This window comes from Lysinibacillus sp. PWR01, from assembly GCF_043359455.1.
GTDB lineage: Bacteria > Bacillota > Bacilli > Bacillales_A > Planococcaceae > Lysinibacillus > Lysinibacillus fusiformis_F.
Window position 1 is genome coordinate 1 of the sequence record NZ_JBHERJ010000036.1, and the last position, 17,623, is coordinate 17,623.

The following is a 17,623-nucleotide window of genomic DNA, read 5'->3' on the forward strand; positions in this document are numbered from 1 at the left end:
CATTTTCACTTTTCACAAAAATTCTATTGATTGTTTTGTTTTTCAACACTATGAGAGAAGCTGTCATTAAAAGACAGCTTCTCCTCTAATTTAATATTTAAATTTTTGAATGGCTTCATATAAACGTTTTGCCATTTCTGATAGTTTTTCAGTTTGATTGTTCATTGTTGCTACAGTCTTCAATTGTTTGGCTGTTGCATCTGTTACCTCATGCACATAATCACTTGCCGCATGTGCAGTGGCCGCCATTTCTTCCATAGACGCTGAAACTTCCTCCGTATTGGCAGACATTTGTTCAGCCGAAGCATTCATTTCTTCAATTTGACCTGCTATTTCTCCCACTGCTTGAACCATTTCCTCGAAGCGCTCTCCTACTGCCTCAATGGAAGCTAAACCACGCTCCACATTATCTTCGCCTGATTCCGCAGCTTTTACTACTTCTAATGTGTAAGATTGAACTCTTTCAATTAGCACATTAATTTTGGTAGCTGATTCTGCTGTTTGCTCTGATAGCTTGCGAACTTCTTCCGCCACAACGGCAAAGCCTTTACCAGCATCCCCTGCCCGTGCTGCTTCAATAGAAGCATTCAATGCCAATAAATTCGTTTGATCGGAAATATCGGTAATCATTTTTGAAATTAAGCTAATTTCTTCTGACTCTTTTTCTAGTTTGTGAATAATGGTTAGTTCATCCGTTGTGCCTTGCTGAATCTCATTCATACGTCGAATGGATTGCTGGACTGCATAATTGCTTTCACTAATTTTCTGGGAAATAAAATCTGTATTACAAGCAATGGTTGAGGCAACTTCAGCTACATTTTGTATCCCCATTGCCATTTGCTCCATTGCTGAGGCACTTTCCTCTGCCATCACAGTTTGGCTTTGTGCCCCGCGGTCTACTTCACTTATTGCACCAGCAATTTGCTTCGAATGCTTTGTTACTCCGACTACATCTCCCATTAAATCACATGAAGCTTCATTCACTGCAGTTGCTTCTTGACTCACTTTAGCTATCATTTCCCGCATATTATCAGTCATGCGATCTAATGCACGTGCCATCGTTCCCATTTCATCAATACGTTTCAAATATTTTTCTGGAATCTCTTGTGTAAAGTCTCCTTCTGATAAGCCCTCACTAATGCGAAGTACATGTCGAAGTGGTCTACTAACAGAACGTGAAATGGCAAACGAGATGCATAGCCCTAGTATCGAAACAATGATTGTTGTGACAATAAAGTTCGTCTTAAGCTTAGAAAGCCCTGAAAACATCTCATTCTCTAATGCGATAACACCCATTTTCCAACCATTATCAAGGGTGTGATAGCCCATTAAGTTAGTTCCATTATCTTCTGTTTCAAAAGAAAAATAACCGTTATCATTAGCAAGCATTTCTTTAGCAGCCAATGCTCTGCCTGTTATGATACCTGTTTCGTCTGCTTCCTTGATTGGATTGTATTGCTCCTTCACATACGAGTGATTATTATGTCCAATAATCGTTCCGTTAGCGTCTAACATAAATGCGTAGCCACTGTCTCCAACCTTAATGCCTTCTACTATTTTAGATAGGTAATAGCCATCGATACGCGCTAGTAATAAGGCTTTTTCACCAGTCGCTGTTTCAATTGGTGAAACGATTAAAATGACTGGTTCACCTGTTACACGACTAATCGTAATTTCTGACATAACAGACTTACCAGTAAAACCTTCCTTTACATAATCACGATCCCCTAGTTCAGCTGTTGTATCATCAAGGTAATGAGCAACTCCATCAGCGTTAATAATGCCAAAACCTAAGTAATTTTCATTATTAGCAAGACGTTTCGATAAATATTGTTTCTGCTTCTCAAAGTCCATGCTACGAACTGCCTCTTGCTCTGCGATTGCTTCAACTTCTACTAATGTTAATTGGAAGTGTTCTTCTATGTATTGTGAAACATCCTCTGCTCTAGAAACCAAATTTGATTCCACTTGTTCATTCATAGCTTTTGTACTATTTATCCAAGTAGATAACCCTAGTGTGCCACATGTTACAATTACAAGAGCTATAATTGCAACAATTAATTTACCACCAATACCTTTTAACCACATTTCCCTTTTTCTCACTTCTTCCATTTTTAGCTATATCATTCACATATTTATGCATAACTTCAGAGTAAGGTCACTAAAAGTAGAAGTCAACAAAAGTTTTCCAATATGATTAATAAATGTATAATAATACCATTAACACTATCTTTATAGTGCTAACAATTTTCTACAAAATTTTCAATTCATTGATCCATCTTGTTATAAAAAGACAGGGTACATAAATCCAATGGATGAAATTAAAACATTTTCCAACAAAAATTGATTATAATTCACATTTTTTGCTGATTATTAAAGATAGGATCGGTTTAAAACATTTTGAGGGGAGGATTTCTATGAGTTCAGACAAAAACAATGTTTCTCGTCGAGACTTTTTAAAAACAACAGGTATTGCTGCTGGTACATTAGTCGGTGGTGGATTAATTGGAGGTCTAGTAGGCTACAACATCCATGGTAAAGGCACTTCTACCTTGAAGCATGGTGGTCATGAAACAACGAATGAGGAAACAGGTTCACCTAAGGCTAAGATGTTTTTTAGAAACGAAAGAGATTTTAGTATCTTATCAAAGGCCACAGAACGTATCTTCCCAGAAGACGATTTGGGACCAGGTGCTATAGGTTTAGATGTTCCCTATTTTATCGATCATCAGCTTGCAGGAAATTATGGGAGTAACTCTAAAGAATATATGCAAGGTCCATTCGATGCGGGTGCCCCAACTCAAGGCTATCAGAGCCGCTTAACGCGAGCGGAAATTTTTAGGCAGGGTATTCAAAAAATGGAGGACGAAGCACAAAAGCGTTATAAAAAAAGCTTTAACGATATAGATGGCAAACAAATGGATGAGATATTAACAGCGTTTCAAAAGGGTGACATAGAAATGGTTGGGGTTACATCCGCGTTCTTCTTTGCACTATTACGCGCGGCTACATTAGAGGGAGCTTATTCTGACCCAATGTATGGAGGAAATCGTAATATGGATGGCTGGCGCATGAAGGGCTTCCCTGGTCACCAAATGGCCTATATTACACAAATAGAAGATGCAAAATTCCAAAAAATTGAGCCTAATCCATTAGGCAACCATTAAGGGGGTTAGGAAATGGTTAAAACATTACCAAGTGTAGACGTGGTAACAGTTGGTGTAGGTTGGACAGGCGGTATCGTTGCTGCCGAGTGTGCCAAAGCTGGCTTAAAGGTAGTCGGTTTAGAGCGTGGGCAAAAGCGTGGTACCGAGGATTACTTAAATGTTCATGATGAATACCGTTATGCCATTCGTTATGATTTAATGCAAAATCTATCCAAAGAAACGGTAAGCTTTCGTAATGATCGAAATATGAAAGCATTGCCAATGCGTCAGCTTGGCTCCTTCTTACTTGGAGAGGGTCTGGGCGGATCAGGAACACACTGGAATGGGATGACTTATCGATTTTTACCCTATGATTTTCAAATCAAAACGTTAACAGATAAACGTTACGGGCCTAATAAGCTTGGGCCAGATTATCTGATTCAGGATTGGGGTTTAACATATGATCAACTTGAGCCCTATTTCGATAAGTTCGAGAAAACAGCTGGTATTTCAGGTGATGATAAAAATAAATTTAGTGGGAAGCGCTCGAATCCCTATCCAACACCGCCTATGAAAAAAACGCCTATGCTTGCACAATTCGAAAAAGCTGCAGCAAATCTGAAGCTAACACCTTATATGGTACCATCAGCCAACGTGTCAGAGGTTTATAAAAATCCAGATGGCGAAACGATCAACGCTTGCCAATATTGCGGTTTTTGTGAACGTTTTGGATGCGAATACGGTGCAAAATCATCTGCAGAAATTACGGTTGTCCCTACTGCTCTGAAGACAGGAAATTTTGATTTACGCTTCAATTCCAATGTTGTAGAAATTTTAAAGCAGGGTGATAAGGCTACAGGTGTTAGATATATCGATACCGTTTCGGGAGAAGAATTCATTCAGCCTGCTAATGCTGTTGTATTAACTAGTTATGTCTTTAATAATGCCAAGCTATTAATGGTCTCTGACATAGGTGAAAGATATGACCCTACTACTGGTAAAGGAACACTTGGCAGAAACTATTGCTATCAAATCTTGCCTGGTGCCGCTGGGTTCTTCGAGGAACAATACAATACATTTATGGGCGCAGGTTCATTAGGCATGTGTATAGACGACTACAATGGGGATAATTTTGACCATAGTGATTTAGATTTTATTCACGGAGGAAATATTGCGCTTACACAGACAGGCACTCGACCAATCGGTTCCAATCCAACACCGCCAGATACACCTACTTGGGGACCAGAATTTAAAAAGCAATCTATTTATTACTATACACGCTCATTCGGTATTGGTGCGCAAGGAGCATCTATGCCACATAAGCAAAACTATTTATCACTGGATCCTACCTATAAGGATGCTTACGGCTTGCCATTAATGCAATTAACGTACAATTTTACTGGGCAGGATCGTGCACTTCATAAATATATCTCTGCACGTGCAGCGGATATTATGAAGGAAATGGGTGCAAAAACAATCGTCCCTAACGCGGAAATTACCGATTATAATATCGTACCTTACCAAACAACGCATAACACTGGTGGAACGGTGATGAGTTTAACACCCGAACAAGGCGTTGTGAATAATTACTTACAGCACTGGGATGTTGATAATCTTTTCGCAGTAAGTGCGGGCAACTTTGCACACAATAGTGGTTACAATCCAACAGGCACATTAGGTGCGCTTGCCTACCGTTGTGCTGAAGGGGTTATTAAATATAGTCAATCAGGTGGGTCTTTAGTGTAAAAAAACATTATAAGGGAGGCAAGACTTATGGGAGGTCTTGGAGCAATTGGAGTACCTGGATTAATCATTATTTTAGTTATTGTATTAATTGTATTTGGTCCGAAAAAATTACCTGAAATCGGTGGAGCAGTTGGTAAAACGTTTGCAGAATTTAAAAAGTCTACTAAGGGGCTTATGGATGATGAAGAGGATACCGTGAAAAAGGTCGAAAAAAAATCTGATGCTTCGTAGGAGGGGTTCCTATGGATCCATATGAAGACGGAAAAAGAAAATATTTAAGCCCTCTTGATAAACCTCAAGCCGAGCCTCCAGCACCTGTGGAGGCTTTAATTGAAATACCTGTGGTAGCAATTGAAGAGGAGCATGTTTCAGCTGAGCCCCTGATACCTGTTACTTCATTATTGGAGCATCTTACTGATTTACGTAAGCAGATTATCAAAGGGCTAACGGTTTTTATTCTATTTTTCATTGTTGTCTTTTCCACAATTAATATTTGGTTTCCTTTCATAACGCGAGGTCACTCACTCGTTATTTTAGGACCGCTAGAAGTGGTTAAATTTTACATGACGATTTCAACTACTTTAGCTTTTGGTCTTGCAATGCCTTTTCTTGTCCATTTTCTGTGGAGCTTTATAAAACCAGGCTTAAAGGAAGAGGAAAGTCGCTTTTTAGGCCTCTATGCACCGATCATGCTAATTCTTTTTTTAGTAGGGATAGCTTTTGGTTATTTCGTCGTAAACCCACTTAGCTATACATTCTTAGTAAGCGTTGGGGCTACCAATTTCGATGTCATGGTATCAGCAAATGAATATATGCACTTTTTAATCATGACCACAGTACCGCTTGGTTTATTATTCGAGTTACCGATTGTTGCCCTATTCTTATCAGCCATTGGTGTACTGACTGCTGAATCCATGAAAAAGATACGGGGCTGGTCTTATATCGCAATGGGCGTAGGCTCTGCTGTTATCACGCCACCAGACTTTATAAGCCAGCTACTTGTATTAATACCAATGATTATTTTATATGAAATAAGTATCTATCTCGTTAAACGTATAGAACGCAAACAAATTGAAAGCACTGCGTAGATTTTACGCAGTGCTTATTTTTTCTTTAAATCCATCACAATAATTTCTGGTAGATTAAAAATACGATACGGTACGGAGCTATTGCCTAGCCCTCTACTAACCACCATTTTCGTCGCGCCTGCTTCGTAGACACCGGCTGTATATTTTGGGAACAATCCCTGTCCTGGTGCAACAAGTCCTCCTAGTCCAGGAATACGAACTTGTCCACCATGCGCATGCCCCGAAAATACTAGATCTATGTGATAATTTACATACGTATTAAACATTTCTGGTCTATGTGCTAGTAACAACTTAAACATATCGTCTGGCAAATAGGCCGTTGCAATGTCCAGCATGTCTTCAGTTGTTCTACCCATTAACGGATCCTCAATTCCAACAATCGCCAAGCGCTCCCCGTCGCGCTCTAACACGGTCGATTCGTTGGCCATTATATGTACCCCTAACGATGACAGCGCCTCATAAATTTCACTCACCTTATTCGTCGCTACCTCATGGTTACCTAGTACATAATAAACATCCGCTATTTCAACTAGTCCTTTCACTGCCTGTAGACTTTGTTTTAAATCATAGCGATTACTATCGATTACGTCACCTGTGATAAAAATATAATCAGGTTTTGTATCCTTCACCTTTGCAATCAGTTTTCGTTGACTGTCACCAAAGACGGCATCATGTAAATCCGAAACTTGTACTATGCGTAGCCCATCAAAGCTAGCAGGTACATCTTCTGATTCAAACACATGTTTACTTACGACTAGCCAGTGATTGTTTACGTACAAAAAAATGACTATAAAAACAACAAAGAAAATACCATATAATAATTTTTTCAATCGCAATCGCTCACTTTGTGGCTACTTTTTTCAGAAAAAATTCTGACTTTCCTATTATAAGCAAAAAACAGAGTGATTGTAAGTATATGCACTTTAAATACACAAAATGCACAAAATCCCTTTGATTAAAGTTTCTATCATTAGATAAGGATGCACGGTTTTATCTATTCTTAGTTAACTTTTGACATGCTATACTATGGGTAGAATGGCATATTTAAGTATCCATTCATAATACATCACGATTTGAGAGATGCATCTCATTTACTAAGGTGCGAGAATACTAATAAACCTAAAACAGTTAAAGGAGTAATAGACCTGCGCTAGTAAAATTTGCAGGATAATATTCCAATTAAATTGGACGGCGAACGGCGTTCTGCCACCTCAAAATTATTGAATTTTCAAAAACATGTAATTATTTAGTGGATGTCCCGTTGCTGAGGACAAAGCATAGCATTGGTGACAGAAGTTTTACTTCTACCAACTTCTTAGTGATATTTGAAAAAGCCCCCTAATTTTAGATGAAAAGAGGTGAAAAAATGTTAAAAGCCATCATTGTAGACGATGAAATTTTGGCAATCAATTTATTAGAAGCTACATTAAACGACAATGGTGTTGTTACTATTGTGGGGAAATTTCTAAATCCACTAGAAGCTATAGCAAACATCCCTACACTCAAACCAGATATTCTTTTTTTAGATATCGAAATGGGCGAAATGAATGGTATTGAATTGGCCAGTAAATTTGCAAACTTTGTGCATTTAATAGACATTGTTTTTGTAACTGCCTATGAACATTATGCCTTAGAGGCTTTTACTGTACAGGCTTTTGATTATATTTTAAAACCTATTGAGAAAGAACGTTTAATGAAAACAATTGAAAGAATTTCTTTGCGTAGAAAGCAGTTTCAATTAAAAGCCGATGTACACCCAATAGATGAAGATGCTCGTACTATAGAAGATTTTCACTTTCATGTTCACTCAGGAAGAGTTTATATTGGTAACACAGCTTTAGCCTTATCCACAAAGGAATTTCAAATATTTTTCTTTCTAGCACAACGGCCAGGACAAATTTTTCATCCTTCAGAATTGTATAAGCTTATTTGGGCAGAGGAAAGTATCGGGCATACTCAGGCATTAAAGGTTCATATTAGTAATTTACGAAAAAAACTGGAATCTGTCACTGGCCATAGAGCTAGGATTGTAACCGTGAGAGGTTCTGGGTATCAATTTCTATTTGAATCATGAAAAAAAGGCACGGCGATTACATAACGAATCGTCGCGCCCAATTTTCAGCTTATTTTTTTGCTGCTTCTTGAATTTCATAAAATGCCCAATGCTGTCTTGGCACATCTGTAAATAATGGTGGTTGGGCTTCTGTTATAACTTGACGCTCAAACAGTCGATTTAATACTTTCACCGCTTGTGAACGTGTTAAGTAGCCCTCTGGATTGAATGTATCTGCTGTTACTCCAGTCATAATTCCCGTTGTATTGACAGTATCAATCGCTTTCACTGCCCAATGATTGACGCTCACATCTTTGAATACTGCACTTTGTAAGGTTGGCTGACAAAAATCTGCATCAGGACGATCTACACATTGCTGTTTTATCCAACGGGCAGCTACTGTTGCCATCTGTGCACGCGTAATCAAGCCGTTTGGATTAAAGTTAGTTGCCGTAACCCCTGTAAACAAACCCTTTTCCTTTGCAAATTCAATCGCATCTTTTGCGTAATGCTGAATGGTATCTGTATAGGTCGCCTTCGCTTGCGGAATTGCATTACCTGTTAATTGACGGGCAAACATACTTGCCATTTGTGCTCGTGTAACAGGGGCATTCGGATGGAAGGTACTATCTGGATAGCCTTGGATATAAGGTGAATGTGTAACGGCGTCAGTAGTTGGCTCCTTCACTTCTTCCTTTTCTGGTAAGTAAAGAATAGAGAATGTAGAGAACTTATTTACCTCAAACTGTAAACCAGCTATTCCTTTTTCATATTCTACAACCTTTCCACGTACAACTTCTTTTGTGCCATCACTGTGCTCTATATAGATAGCCAGATGATCTAGCTGTTCCTGTGTTAAATCTGTAGGTAAAGGTAAGGTTAATGTGACGGGACGGCTTTGCATATTTGTTTCAATGATCATTGGACGACCAAGCAACTCAACAACTGCACTTCCAGCCAACTGCTGCACAACCCTTTCTTTTTTTGCTTGTTCTTGGATATCCAATTGTTCAGCCTGCCCTCTTATAGGAATAAGTCTGAAATAGAGATTATCATTAAACATTTCCAACGAAGTTTTTGGCACTTCAATTTTGACGTTATCTGTGACAATTTCAAGATGGACTGCACCATTTTGTAGAAGTGTCACCACATTATTGGGTATAGACACATGAACTTGATTTACTTGATCCTGCTGATCCGGAATGATGATTCTTGCTTTATCATTTACTTGTTCCTTTAATTTTCTAATTGTCTCTGTTGCGCTCTCAGCAGTTAATGTCACTTCATCGTTTATAGTGTTATCTACATTTTTTGTTCGTTTTATTGTTGTTTTAGAAACTAGGTCACCCTCACCAGACTCAACATCTACCACAATTTCCTCTACATTGGTTGAAGGTGTTGATGAATCTAAATCAGGATTTGGTGAAGGATCAGTATTACCTCCACCTGTATTATTACTAATCCATTTTGCATAGATCACTGTGTTGGCTGTAATTGCAGTATCAAAATTATATGGTGTTGTGTAGGCATTATTTGTATACCAACCTCCAAATGTATAGCCAGCTTTTGTTGGCGCAGATGTCGGTTGACTTGCTTTTCCTTCATGTGTCACCGTCTGATTTGATACGGCACTTCCTCCGTCTACATCAAATCTCACCGTATACGTCACAGGATTCCATTTTGCATAGATTGTTGTGTTCCCTGTAATGACACTGTTAAAATCAAATGGCATTGTGTAGGCATTACTTGTATACCAGCCTCCAAATGTATGACCAGTTTTTGTTGGCGTTGGTGTCGGCTGACTTGCTTTTTCTTCATGTGCCACTGTCTGATTTGATACGGCACTTCCTCCTGCTACATCAAAGCTTACCGTATGTGTCACAGCCACTGGACTCCATTTTGCATAGACTACGGTGTCTCCTGTAATGGCAGTATCAAAATTAAAATGTGTATTCCCAGTACTACTTGTGTACCAGCCGACAAATGTATGACCAGCTTTCGTTGGCTCTGGGGTTGGTTGACTTGCTTTTTCCCCATAATCTATTGTTTGATTCGAGATGGTACTTCCTCCATCTACATCAAAGCTCACTGTATAATGATTAATTGCCCATTGTGCAAAAAGTGTGATATTTTCGGTTGCTATTTTAAATGTATTATTTGGCAGATAAGATGTACCTGTACCATTCGCCTTTGTATTCCAGCTTATAAATGAGTGCCCAGTTTTAACTAGACCGCCATCATTAGTAGCTACAGTGACATCGTCATTTTGACTATATATTGCATTATCTTGAGGTACAGTTCCACCTGTATTACCGTTACCATCGTATAAAACTGTATAAGTTAAAGGTGAAATGATTTTTGTTGAAGACGATACTCCTTGATCCCCATCTAAAATTAGTAGTCCATCACCTTTAGGCTGTACAAAAAAAGTATAGCTTCCTATGCCATTTGTTTGGAATGCGGTAGTAAAGTCAACACCATCATTGATATTTGTAGCTAATACATTTGTTGCTGTTCCAACTGCTATATCACCCTTATACAGAAGCACATCATAGCTCACCGCATTAGGAACAGCCTGCCATTTCGCAATATCTCCATCCCAGTTCAAACCGTTTGTAATGCTTGTTAGTTTAATAATCGTTTGTGTGTTAGAAGAGATTGACGGAACACCATCTAAATATGTTAACCCATCTCCCTTGGCTTTTACGGTTACTGTATATTCTCCCACACCAGCAGCACGCATTGCTGTTAGGAAATTATGCGTTGTTGTATCTGCTGATATGTCAACGACACTACCAATCGGAGAGCCATCTTTATAGAGCTGTACAGCATAGGAAGATTCACCTGCTATATCTGTCCATGTCGCAATACCACTAGTGCTTAATGCCACATTGTCTACTTGTTCGAGAGTAGGTAATGCTCTTATCACCGTGAGGGTATATGTTTTAGTTGCTACTCCGTTTTCAGCAGTCACAGTAATGGTAATCGTGTTACTACCTACATTTAGAGGTATTGTTCTCAATTGTCCACTTGCAATGGAGGTACCATTCAATTTAAGGATTGCACTACTATTTGCGGTCGTTGGAGTTATATCAATATTCTCAACATTATAAGCAACATTAACCTGATAATTCACTGTACTATCTGTAAAATTAGGATTTAAATTACCTGATGAAATAACTAAACTACTTAAATTGGCATTATCACTAGGAGATAACGTAGTAAAATGCCATATATTATTTGCTGTTATACCTGCTACACCCTGATTGGCTGTGTCTACAAATGCCCCATCGTCCATTAATACATAATAAGTTATCCCTTTTAATAGAGTATTAGTTGGTTGAATTGATACCGTAGAGCCATTTACTGTTGCATTAGTAGCGTCTATTGTATCTATTAAACTATTATTTGGACCATAGATACGAATGTTCTTTCCTGCAACACCACTCACATTTTCGCTAAATGTTAAAGTTAGTGTAGGGTTAATCGGAATATTTGTTGCATTATTGGCTGGTGCTGTTGATATCAGTGTAGGTATTGGGTCTTCGTTGACATCGGTAACCGATATAGTAAATTCCTTATCATAAAATAAGCCACCTTTATCTGTTACCCTAATCCGAACACTATAGCTATTCTTGGTTTCGTAATCAAATGAGCTATTTGTACGCAGTTCATCCCCGACTATAGTAAAGCTACTATTATCGGTATCACCTGTACCAACTACTAAACTATACGTGAACGTCTCTCCTACATCAGCATCAGTGGTACTTAATGTTCCGACTTTGGTTCCTGATGGTTGATTTTCTGCTATTGATGTTGGGCTTAATGAAATATCTGTTGGGGCTTCATTGACATCTGAAATACTTATAGTGAATGCTTTTTCATATAAATTATTGGTACTATCGGATACTTGAATCCGCACACTGTAGTTATTCTTCGTCTCATAATCAAATATTTCTGCGGTTTTTAGCTGATTCCCATCGATGGTAAAGCTACTGTTATCTGTAGCTCCTGTGCCAGCCACTAAGCTGTAAGTAAATGTGTCTCCAACATTAGGATCAGTAGTGCTAAATGTACCAACAACCGTTCCTACAGGCTCATTTTCCGCTACTGTAAGTGAGCTTAGCGTAATATCTGTTGGACCCTCATTCAATTCTGTCACCGAAATGGTAAATATTTTTTCAAACGTTAATCCTTTATTATCCGTTACCTGAATTCGAACACTATAGCTGTTCTTTGTTTGATAATCAAACGAACTATTTGTTCGGAGTTCATTACCTACTATGCTAAAGCTACTATTATCTGTTGAACCCGCTCCATTTACTAAACTATACGTAAAAGAGGAACCTGCATCAGGATCAGTAGCACTTAATGTTCCGACTTTGGTTCCTGATGGTTGATTTTCTACTACTGAAGTTGCGCTTAATAAAATATCTGTCGGGGCTTTATTGATCTTTGTTACATCGATGGTAAACGATTTATCAAACGTTAGACCTTGACCACCCTTATCGGTTACCCTTATTCGTACACTGAAACTGCTCTTGGCTTCATAGTCAAACACACCTGCTGTTTTTAACTGTGTTCCGTCGATGCTAAAGCTATTATTATCGTTATCCCCTAGGCCATTTACTAAACTATACGTAAACGTCTCTCCTCCATCGGGGTCTGTAGTACTTAACGTTCCCACGGTTGTTCCTGTTGGTTGGTTTTCTTCTATTGACAATGAGCTTAATAAAATATCAGTTGGACTTTCATTGATATCTGTAACTGTAATTGTAAACTCTTTTTCATAAAAATTATTAGCACTGTCTGTGAATTTAATCCGCACACTGTAGCTATTCTTGGTTTCATAATCAAATGAACTATTTGTCCGTAATTCATTACCTACTATGTTAAAACTGCTATTATTATTATCGCCTAGACCATTTACTAAACTATACGTACCTCCTGCATCGGGGGATGTTGTGCTTAACACTCCCACTGTTGTCCCAGGTGGCTGATTTTCTGCTACTGATGTTGAGTTTAATAAAATCTCTTTTTGTGCAGATCCATACTCAATTTCCAAACGCGGACGGTTAGTAATATACGATGATTGAGAATGTGGAAACATCATTGATAAATAATTAGAATATACATTGTCAGATTCTAACACAAATGTAACCTGCCCATCTGTGCTAATAGCTCCAGTTGAATTTAATAGGCTCTTAACATCGATTTCTGTAGGATACATATTCATTTCCGCATCACACTGCGCTATATCTTTTTCAACAACTTCACTATTATTTATAATTGTTGGGAATTCACTTGCAACTTCACCACTATCCCAGTCATTTGTTCCACTCATAACTCTTATTTTCAATTTATAAGAACCACCACATTGAATAGCTTCATAAACAACAAGTGAAGCTGATTCAATTGATCTACCTGGTTGGATTTTAAATTTCATTGCTTGTTTATCATCTAAATCTGCTCCTGCACCTCCAAGACTAAATACTTCTTCTTCATTAAATTTCGTTGTAGCAACTCCATTATTAAATTGAACATTTAATTCCTCAGTTGGATACAATATTACTGAATCTCCAGTTGATGCATTTACAGTTAAGTACATCCCATTACTTATTAATAAAGATAAAATCAGACAAGTGACTACTACCTTTTTTGTAAACTTACTAATTTGATAAAAAAAAATCATAATTCTTCTCCCCCTTTCTATGGCTTAGGAGGATAAATTCCCTCTAAACAAATAATAAAATTCATTGCGACAAATGGCTGCATATTATTATGTGGTTGATTTCCACCTTGTGGATTTACTATATCTACTTTCATTGCAATTGCATTTTTTAAATTAACATATGGTTTTGCCGAAAGCGCTGACTCACTACCCCAAATAGCATTAGTGGGGTTGTTAATGCCACCTGCTACTACAGAGGACCCCTGTGCTATATGTTTATGAATAGGCATTTGTGTTTCATTAAGAGTTACTGTACCTGATCCTATTGATTGGGCAAATGTCCTTGGCGTTAAACCAGGACCATCGCCATAGTGCATGGGGGCACGTCCCCTTAAATCAGGTAACTGAAATGTTGTCTTACCATCTCCACCATAAGTTATTCCGATAATGGAGTATAAAGCATTGTATTGAGCAATAGACAATAGACTGCCATCACAAAATGCCCAATCTCTCGGAGCATAGTTTCCTGCGAAAATTCTAATCTCACCTAAATACGGATCCATTCTGTAGTCCCTCCTTATCCTCTACTTGGAAAAATGCCCATTGTTGCAATACAAAATGATAAGCTTAAATAGGGCTGCATATTATTATGCGCTTTATTCTGTCCTGTACTTGACAAAGCAGTTTCATTCATAGCTGTATTATGGTTTTTAGCATAAATATTCTTTCCATTAACTGCACCCCATGTATTGTCTTTTGGTGAAGGCTTATCTGTTGTCGAAGAATCTGCTGTTATTTCATGGGTATGAGAGGGTATCTCGTTAACTGTCAATGTATGTGCTTCCTCTCCTCCTACTGTTCCGTAAGCAATCTGATTACCTTGATGTAATGGTACTCTACCTTGTAAATTCGGAAGCGCAAAGGTTGTCTTGCCATCCCCTCCATACGTAGCTCCTAACAATGAATACAACGCAACATTTCCATTTATAGGTAATATTTGACCATTACAAGGAAGCCACCCTCTCGGTATTTTATTGAAACTAAAAAGACGTATTTCGCCTAAAAATGGCTCTGCCATTATACTCACTCCTTTTTATTGGAAATCGGGATAAAGTCCCTGCGTTGCTATTATAAAATTAAGGACAAATGAAGGCATAATGTTATTATGAAATTGGTTTCCGCCTACATTAGAAACTAACTCGTTGTTCATTTGTACAATATTACTGGAAACATTCGTTTGATAGTTTGTCAGGCTAGATATTCCCCAGGTATTATTAGCTGGTGAGTTTTCGGTTGCTTCATTTGGTATATTATTGGCATATACTCCATGTGTATGGGCAGGTAAGTTTTCCTCTGTTAATGTAACTGTCTCTGTGCCACCTTTACTTGCCCATGGGAACTGGGAACTATTATGAATTGGTAGTCTTCCACGTAAATCTGGCAATGCAAAATTCGTTCTACCATCTCCCCCATATTTGACACCTATTAATGAAAAAAGTGCCTCATTACCTGTAATAGTCAATAATTGACCATTGCATAATTCCCACCCTACTGGAGCATATTTACCGCTAAACATGCGTATTTCTCCTACATATTGATCTGACATTATGCACATCCTCCCTTATTGTGATTTCGATGAATGCTATATTAAGCAACACTCGCTAAAATATCCTTATTTTCTTCTTTAATAGATTCGACTTCTTGGATTTCCATTTCTAAGACTCTTGCTATCTCGGATGGTGTATGCTTCGTAAATAACATATACATAGCCTTTATTTTCTTTGCTTGATCCCCAGAAACTTTTAAGGTATTGGAGATTTCAGCTAAATCTGTATGGCTCTCTATTAAATACGAGCCTAATAAAGTATTAGTGACTTTTTGTAACTCATTTGGATCCGCTGTGTTTTTACTTAATGCTTCAGCAGCTATACTCGCTGCCACGGATAAATCCATCCCTTTTTCATGCATCCGTTTCATAGCATTAAATTGATCAGACCATTTGCGTAATGTAAAGTTTTGCTCCTTTACTAAGAAAACTAGCTCTCGATGATTTACAACAGTATCTTGTAAAAGTCCTGTCTCCTTAAATGTCATTGCAAGATCTTTAAAGAAAGCATTAACTTGACTTTGTCCACGATTAATCTCTTGTTTAGTCTTAGTTAAATCCTCTTTTGCCTTATTCGTTTCTGCTTGAATATTTTCAAAATACTCTTTCCGCAATTCACCTTGAATAATTCCTGTAATAAGGTAAAGGACAGCAGCTATTGCACCAAGCGTACCTAGTTTCGCAACTAAGCTATCCAGCACTTTTATTTTTCCAATCCATTGATTAACTACAAATAATGTAAGCGCCACATATTTATCTAAAGCGATTTTTTTATAAGAAGGCACAACGATTGATAAAGAAATCAGCGGCAACGTATTTTTAAAGCATTTTCTCCATTCGAGGAATTCCATTAGCAAACTATTTAAATCATCTTGGATATCATGCTTTAAAATATTTAAGTCAATTGATGTACCACTTAACTCATTTTTCAGCTCTTTTAAAAGCTTAATTGCTTGTGCTTTTCGCTCTGGGTTATCTGTACGAAATAGATTATCACCAAGCCATGCACTAATTTCTAAATCCTCGTCTAATAGCTTAGAAATGATGCTATCAATGCCCTCTTTACACTCAGCCAGCTTGTCTTCTACCTCATAAATATTTTTTAGAGCAGGCTGTAATTCTTCTACATAGGTTGCTAATGTCGCTTCTGTAATCGCCATATTATCCATCCATTCTAAGATTATTTTTTAGCTAACAATTGCTATTAAATCGCTATTCGTCTCTTGAATCGTCATGACCTCGTTTACATCCATTTCCAAGACTTGTGCAATTTCATCTGGTGTATGCATTTTAAATAACATGTAGGTTGCTTTTACTTTTTTAATTCTTTCTAAGGACATATCAAGCTTTTGAGACACTACACTATTGGACTCTCCCATTTCAATAAGGTATGCACCCATTAACAGCTTGGTATAATTGTCTAATTCACTTTTATCATCTTGTTTATTTACTAGATTTGCAGCAACCACTTCTGCTGAAAATTCAATATCTAAGCCTTTATTAATCATTCGCTTCATCGAATCATATTGATCCGACCAACGTCTTAATGTCCCAGCCTGTAATTTTACAAACGATACTAGCTCCTGATGGTTTGTATATGGCTTCGTTAACAAGCCTGTTTCTTGAAAGCTCTTTGCCACATCTTCAAAAAAGGTATTTACTTGTACCTGCACATCATTGATATCCTGCCTTAGCTTTTTAACATCTTCCATCGCTACTTTTGTTTCTTTTTGGATATTTTCAAATAGCTCCATTCTTTTTTCGCCTTGAATTATTCCATCTATTAACACCACCACCACGATAAGACCTACAACACCTAACCCTAACACCTCAAATATTGGTAATAATATATCTTTCAATACGATGGTTAATACAAATCCTAGCATTAATCGATGAAAGGGATTAGAAGCCTGGAATTTAGGTACAGCTATGGAAAATGCAATGAATGGTAACCTATTATCAAAGTAAGTTTTCCATTCCCCATATTCCTTTAATAAAGTATTTAATTCATCTTGGATATCATGCTTTAAAATATTTAAATCAATTTTTGCATAACTTAATTCATTGTTTAAGTCATTTAACAGTTGAATAGCTGTTTCTTTCCTTTTCGGGTTATCTGTCCGAAATAGATTGTCACCAAGCCATGCACCAAGATCAAATCCTTCATCGTTTAATTTGGATAAAATACTGTCTATATCTCCACCAGCTTTTCCAAGCTTGTCTTCTAGTTCAATTATATTTTTAATACTGGGTTGAAGTTCCTTCACATAATTGTCTAATTGGTATTCCGAAATTGGCATAGCATTTTCTCCT

The 17,623-nt window shown here is 37.6% G+C and carries 13 protein-coding genes; 5 read left to right on the forward strand and 8 right to left on the reverse strand.

Features of this window, described 5'->3' with window-relative positions; all coding sequences use genetic code 11:
* Window positions 1-90 precede the first annotated feature (90 nt).
* A complete protein-coding gene (locus ACEVFT_RS05085; protein WP_393948523.1) occupies window positions 91-2,088 on the reverse strand; it encodes a methyl-accepting chemotaxis protein in 1,998 nt (665 codons plus the stop codon).
* Window positions 2,089-2,417: 329 nt separating this feature from the next.
* Here ACEVFT_RS05085 and ACEVFT_RS05090 point away from each other — a divergent pair, with 329 nt between their 5' ends.
* From ACEVFT_RS05090 to tatC, 4 genes are read left to right on the forward strand one after another with little or no spacing between them, the layout of a single operon-like run.
* Window positions 2,418-3,167 (forward strand): gluconate 2-dehydrogenase subunit 3 family protein, encoded by a 750-nt coding sequence (locus tag ACEVFT_RS05090; RefSeq protein ID WP_393948525.1) that lies wholly within the window; start codon window positions 2,418-2,420, stop codon window positions 3,165-3,167.
* A 12-nt stretch (window positions 3,168-3,179) separates the two neighbouring features.
* Window positions 3,180-4,892, forward strand: a complete 1,713-nt coding sequence (locus ACEVFT_RS05095; protein ID WP_393948528.1) for a GMC family oxidoreductase — start codon at window positions 3,180-3,182, stop codon at window positions 4,890-4,892.
* Window positions 4,893-4,919: 27 nt separating this feature from the next.
* Window positions 4,920-5,123, forward strand: a complete 204-nt coding sequence (tatA, locus tag ACEVFT_RS05100) for a twin-arginine translocase TatA/TatE family subunit (protein WP_205446442.1) — start codon at window positions 4,920-4,922, stop codon at window positions 5,121-5,123.
* An 11-nt stretch (window positions 5,124-5,134) separates the two neighbouring features.
* Window positions 5,135-5,980, forward strand: coding sequence for a twin-arginine translocase subunit TatC (tatC, locus tag ACEVFT_RS05105; RefSeq protein WP_342442189.1), 846 nt, complete (start codon window positions 5,135-5,137; stop codon window positions 5,978-5,980).
* A 14-nt stretch (window positions 5,981-5,994) separates the two neighbouring features.
* Here the strand turns inward: tatC and ACEVFT_RS05110 are convergent, their stop codons facing one another.
* The gene (locus ACEVFT_RS05110; RefSeq protein ID WP_342442188.1) at window positions 5,995-6,810 is read right to left on the reverse strand and encodes a metallophosphoesterase; all 816 of its coding nucleotides are present in this window, start codon (window positions 6,808-6,810) and stop codon (window positions 5,995-5,997) included.
* A gap of 536 nt (window positions 6,811-7,346) precedes the next feature.
* Here ACEVFT_RS05110 and ACEVFT_RS05115 point away from each other — a divergent pair.
* A complete protein-coding gene (locus tag ACEVFT_RS05115) occupies window positions 7,347-8,054 on the forward strand; it encodes a response regulator (protein WP_393948531.1) in 708 nt (235 codons plus the stop codon).
* A gap of 49 nt (window positions 8,055-8,103) precedes the next feature.
* Here the strand turns inward: ACEVFT_RS05115 and ACEVFT_RS05120 are convergent, their stop codons facing one another.
* From ACEVFT_RS05120 to ACEVFT_RS05145, 6 genes are read right to left on the reverse strand one after another with little or no spacing between them, the layout of a single operon-like run.
* On the reverse strand, window positions 8,104-13,725 hold the full coding sequence (locus ACEVFT_RS05120; protein ID WP_393948533.1) for an InlB B-repeat-containing protein: 5,622 nt from the start codon (window positions 13,723-13,725) through the stop codon (window positions 8,104-8,106).
* A 17-nt stretch (window positions 13,726-13,742) separates the two neighbouring features.
* On the reverse strand, window positions 13,743-14,267 hold the full coding sequence (locus ACEVFT_RS05125; RefSeq protein ID WP_393948535.1) for a phage tail protein: 525 nt from the start codon (window positions 14,265-14,267) through the stop codon (window positions 13,743-13,745).
* A gap of 14 nt (window positions 14,268-14,281) precedes the next feature.
* A complete protein-coding gene (locus ACEVFT_RS05130) occupies window positions 14,282-14,782 on the reverse strand; it encodes a phage tail protein (RefSeq protein ID WP_393948537.1) in 501 nt (166 codons plus the stop codon).
* Window positions 14,783-14,797: 15 nt separating this feature from the next.
* Window positions 14,798-15,310: a phage tail protein gene (locus ACEVFT_RS05135; RefSeq protein WP_205446435.1), complete on the reverse strand. Its 513-nt coding sequence runs from the start codon at window positions 15,308-15,310 to the stop codon at window positions 14,798-14,800.
* Window positions 15,311-15,351: 41 nt separating this feature from the next.
* Window positions 15,352-16,470, reverse strand: a complete 1,119-nt coding sequence (locus ACEVFT_RS05140) for a hypothetical protein (protein ID WP_393948539.1) — start codon at window positions 16,468-16,470, stop codon at window positions 15,352-15,354.
* 27 nt (window positions 16,471-16,497) lie between these two features.
* Window positions 16,498-17,610 (reverse strand): hypothetical protein, encoded by a 1,113-nt coding sequence (locus ACEVFT_RS05145; protein ID WP_342442182.1) that lies wholly within the window; start codon window positions 17,608-17,610, stop codon window positions 16,498-16,500.
* Between the last annotated feature and the right edge of the window lie 13 nt (window positions 17,611-17,623).

What these genes read in the sequence shown, in the direction of transcription:
- ACEVFT_RS05095 (WP_393948528.1), top strand. Translation starts at nt 3,180, where the DNA reads ATGGTTAAAACATTACCAAGTGTAGACGTGGTAACAGTTGGTGTAGGT.
- ACEVFT_RS05130 (WP_393948537.1), bottom strand. Translation starts at nt 14,782, where the DNA reads ATGGCAGAGCCATTTTTAGGCGAAATACGTCTTTTTAGTTTCAATAAA.
- ACEVFT_RS05085 (WP_393948523.1), bottom strand. Translation starts at nt 2,088, where the DNA reads ATGTGGTTAAAAGGTATTGGTGGTAAATTAATTGTTGCAATTATAGCT.
- ACEVFT_RS05115 (WP_393948531.1), top strand. Translation starts at nt 7,347, where the DNA reads ATGTTAAAAGCCATCATTGTAGACGATGAAATTTTGGCAATCAATTTA.
- ACEVFT_RS05120 (WP_393948533.1), bottom strand. Translation starts at nt 13,725, where the DNA reads ATGATTTTTTTTTATCAAATTAGTAAGTTTACAAAAAAGGTAGTAGTC.
- ACEVFT_RS05125 (WP_393948535.1), bottom strand. Translation starts at nt 14,267, where the DNA reads ATGGATCCGTATTTAGGTGAGATTAGAATTTTCGCAGGAAACTATGCT.
- ACEVFT_RS05145 (WP_342442182.1), bottom strand. Translation starts at nt 17,610, where the DNA reads ATGCCAATTTCGGAATACCAATTAGACAATTATGTGAAGGAACTTCAA.
- ACEVFT_RS05140 (WP_393948539.1), bottom strand. Translation starts at nt 16,470, where the DNA reads ATGGCGATTACAGAAGCGACATTAGCAACCTATGTAGAAGAATTACAG.
- tatC (WP_342442189.1), top strand. Translation starts at nt 5,135, where the DNA reads ATGGATCCATATGAAGACGGAAAAAGAAAATATTTAAGCCCTCTTGAT.
- ACEVFT_RS05135 (WP_205446435.1), bottom strand. Translation starts at nt 15,310, where the DNA reads ATGTCAGATCAATATGTAGGAGAAATACGCATGTTTAGCGGTAAATAT.
- ACEVFT_RS05090 (WP_393948525.1), top strand. Translation starts at nt 2,418, where the DNA reads ATGAGTTCAGACAAAAACAATGTTTCTCGTCGAGACTTTTTAAAAACA.
- tatA (WP_205446442.1), top strand. Translation starts at nt 4,920, where the DNA reads ATGGGAGGTCTTGGAGCAATTGGAGTACCTGGATTAATCATTATTTTA.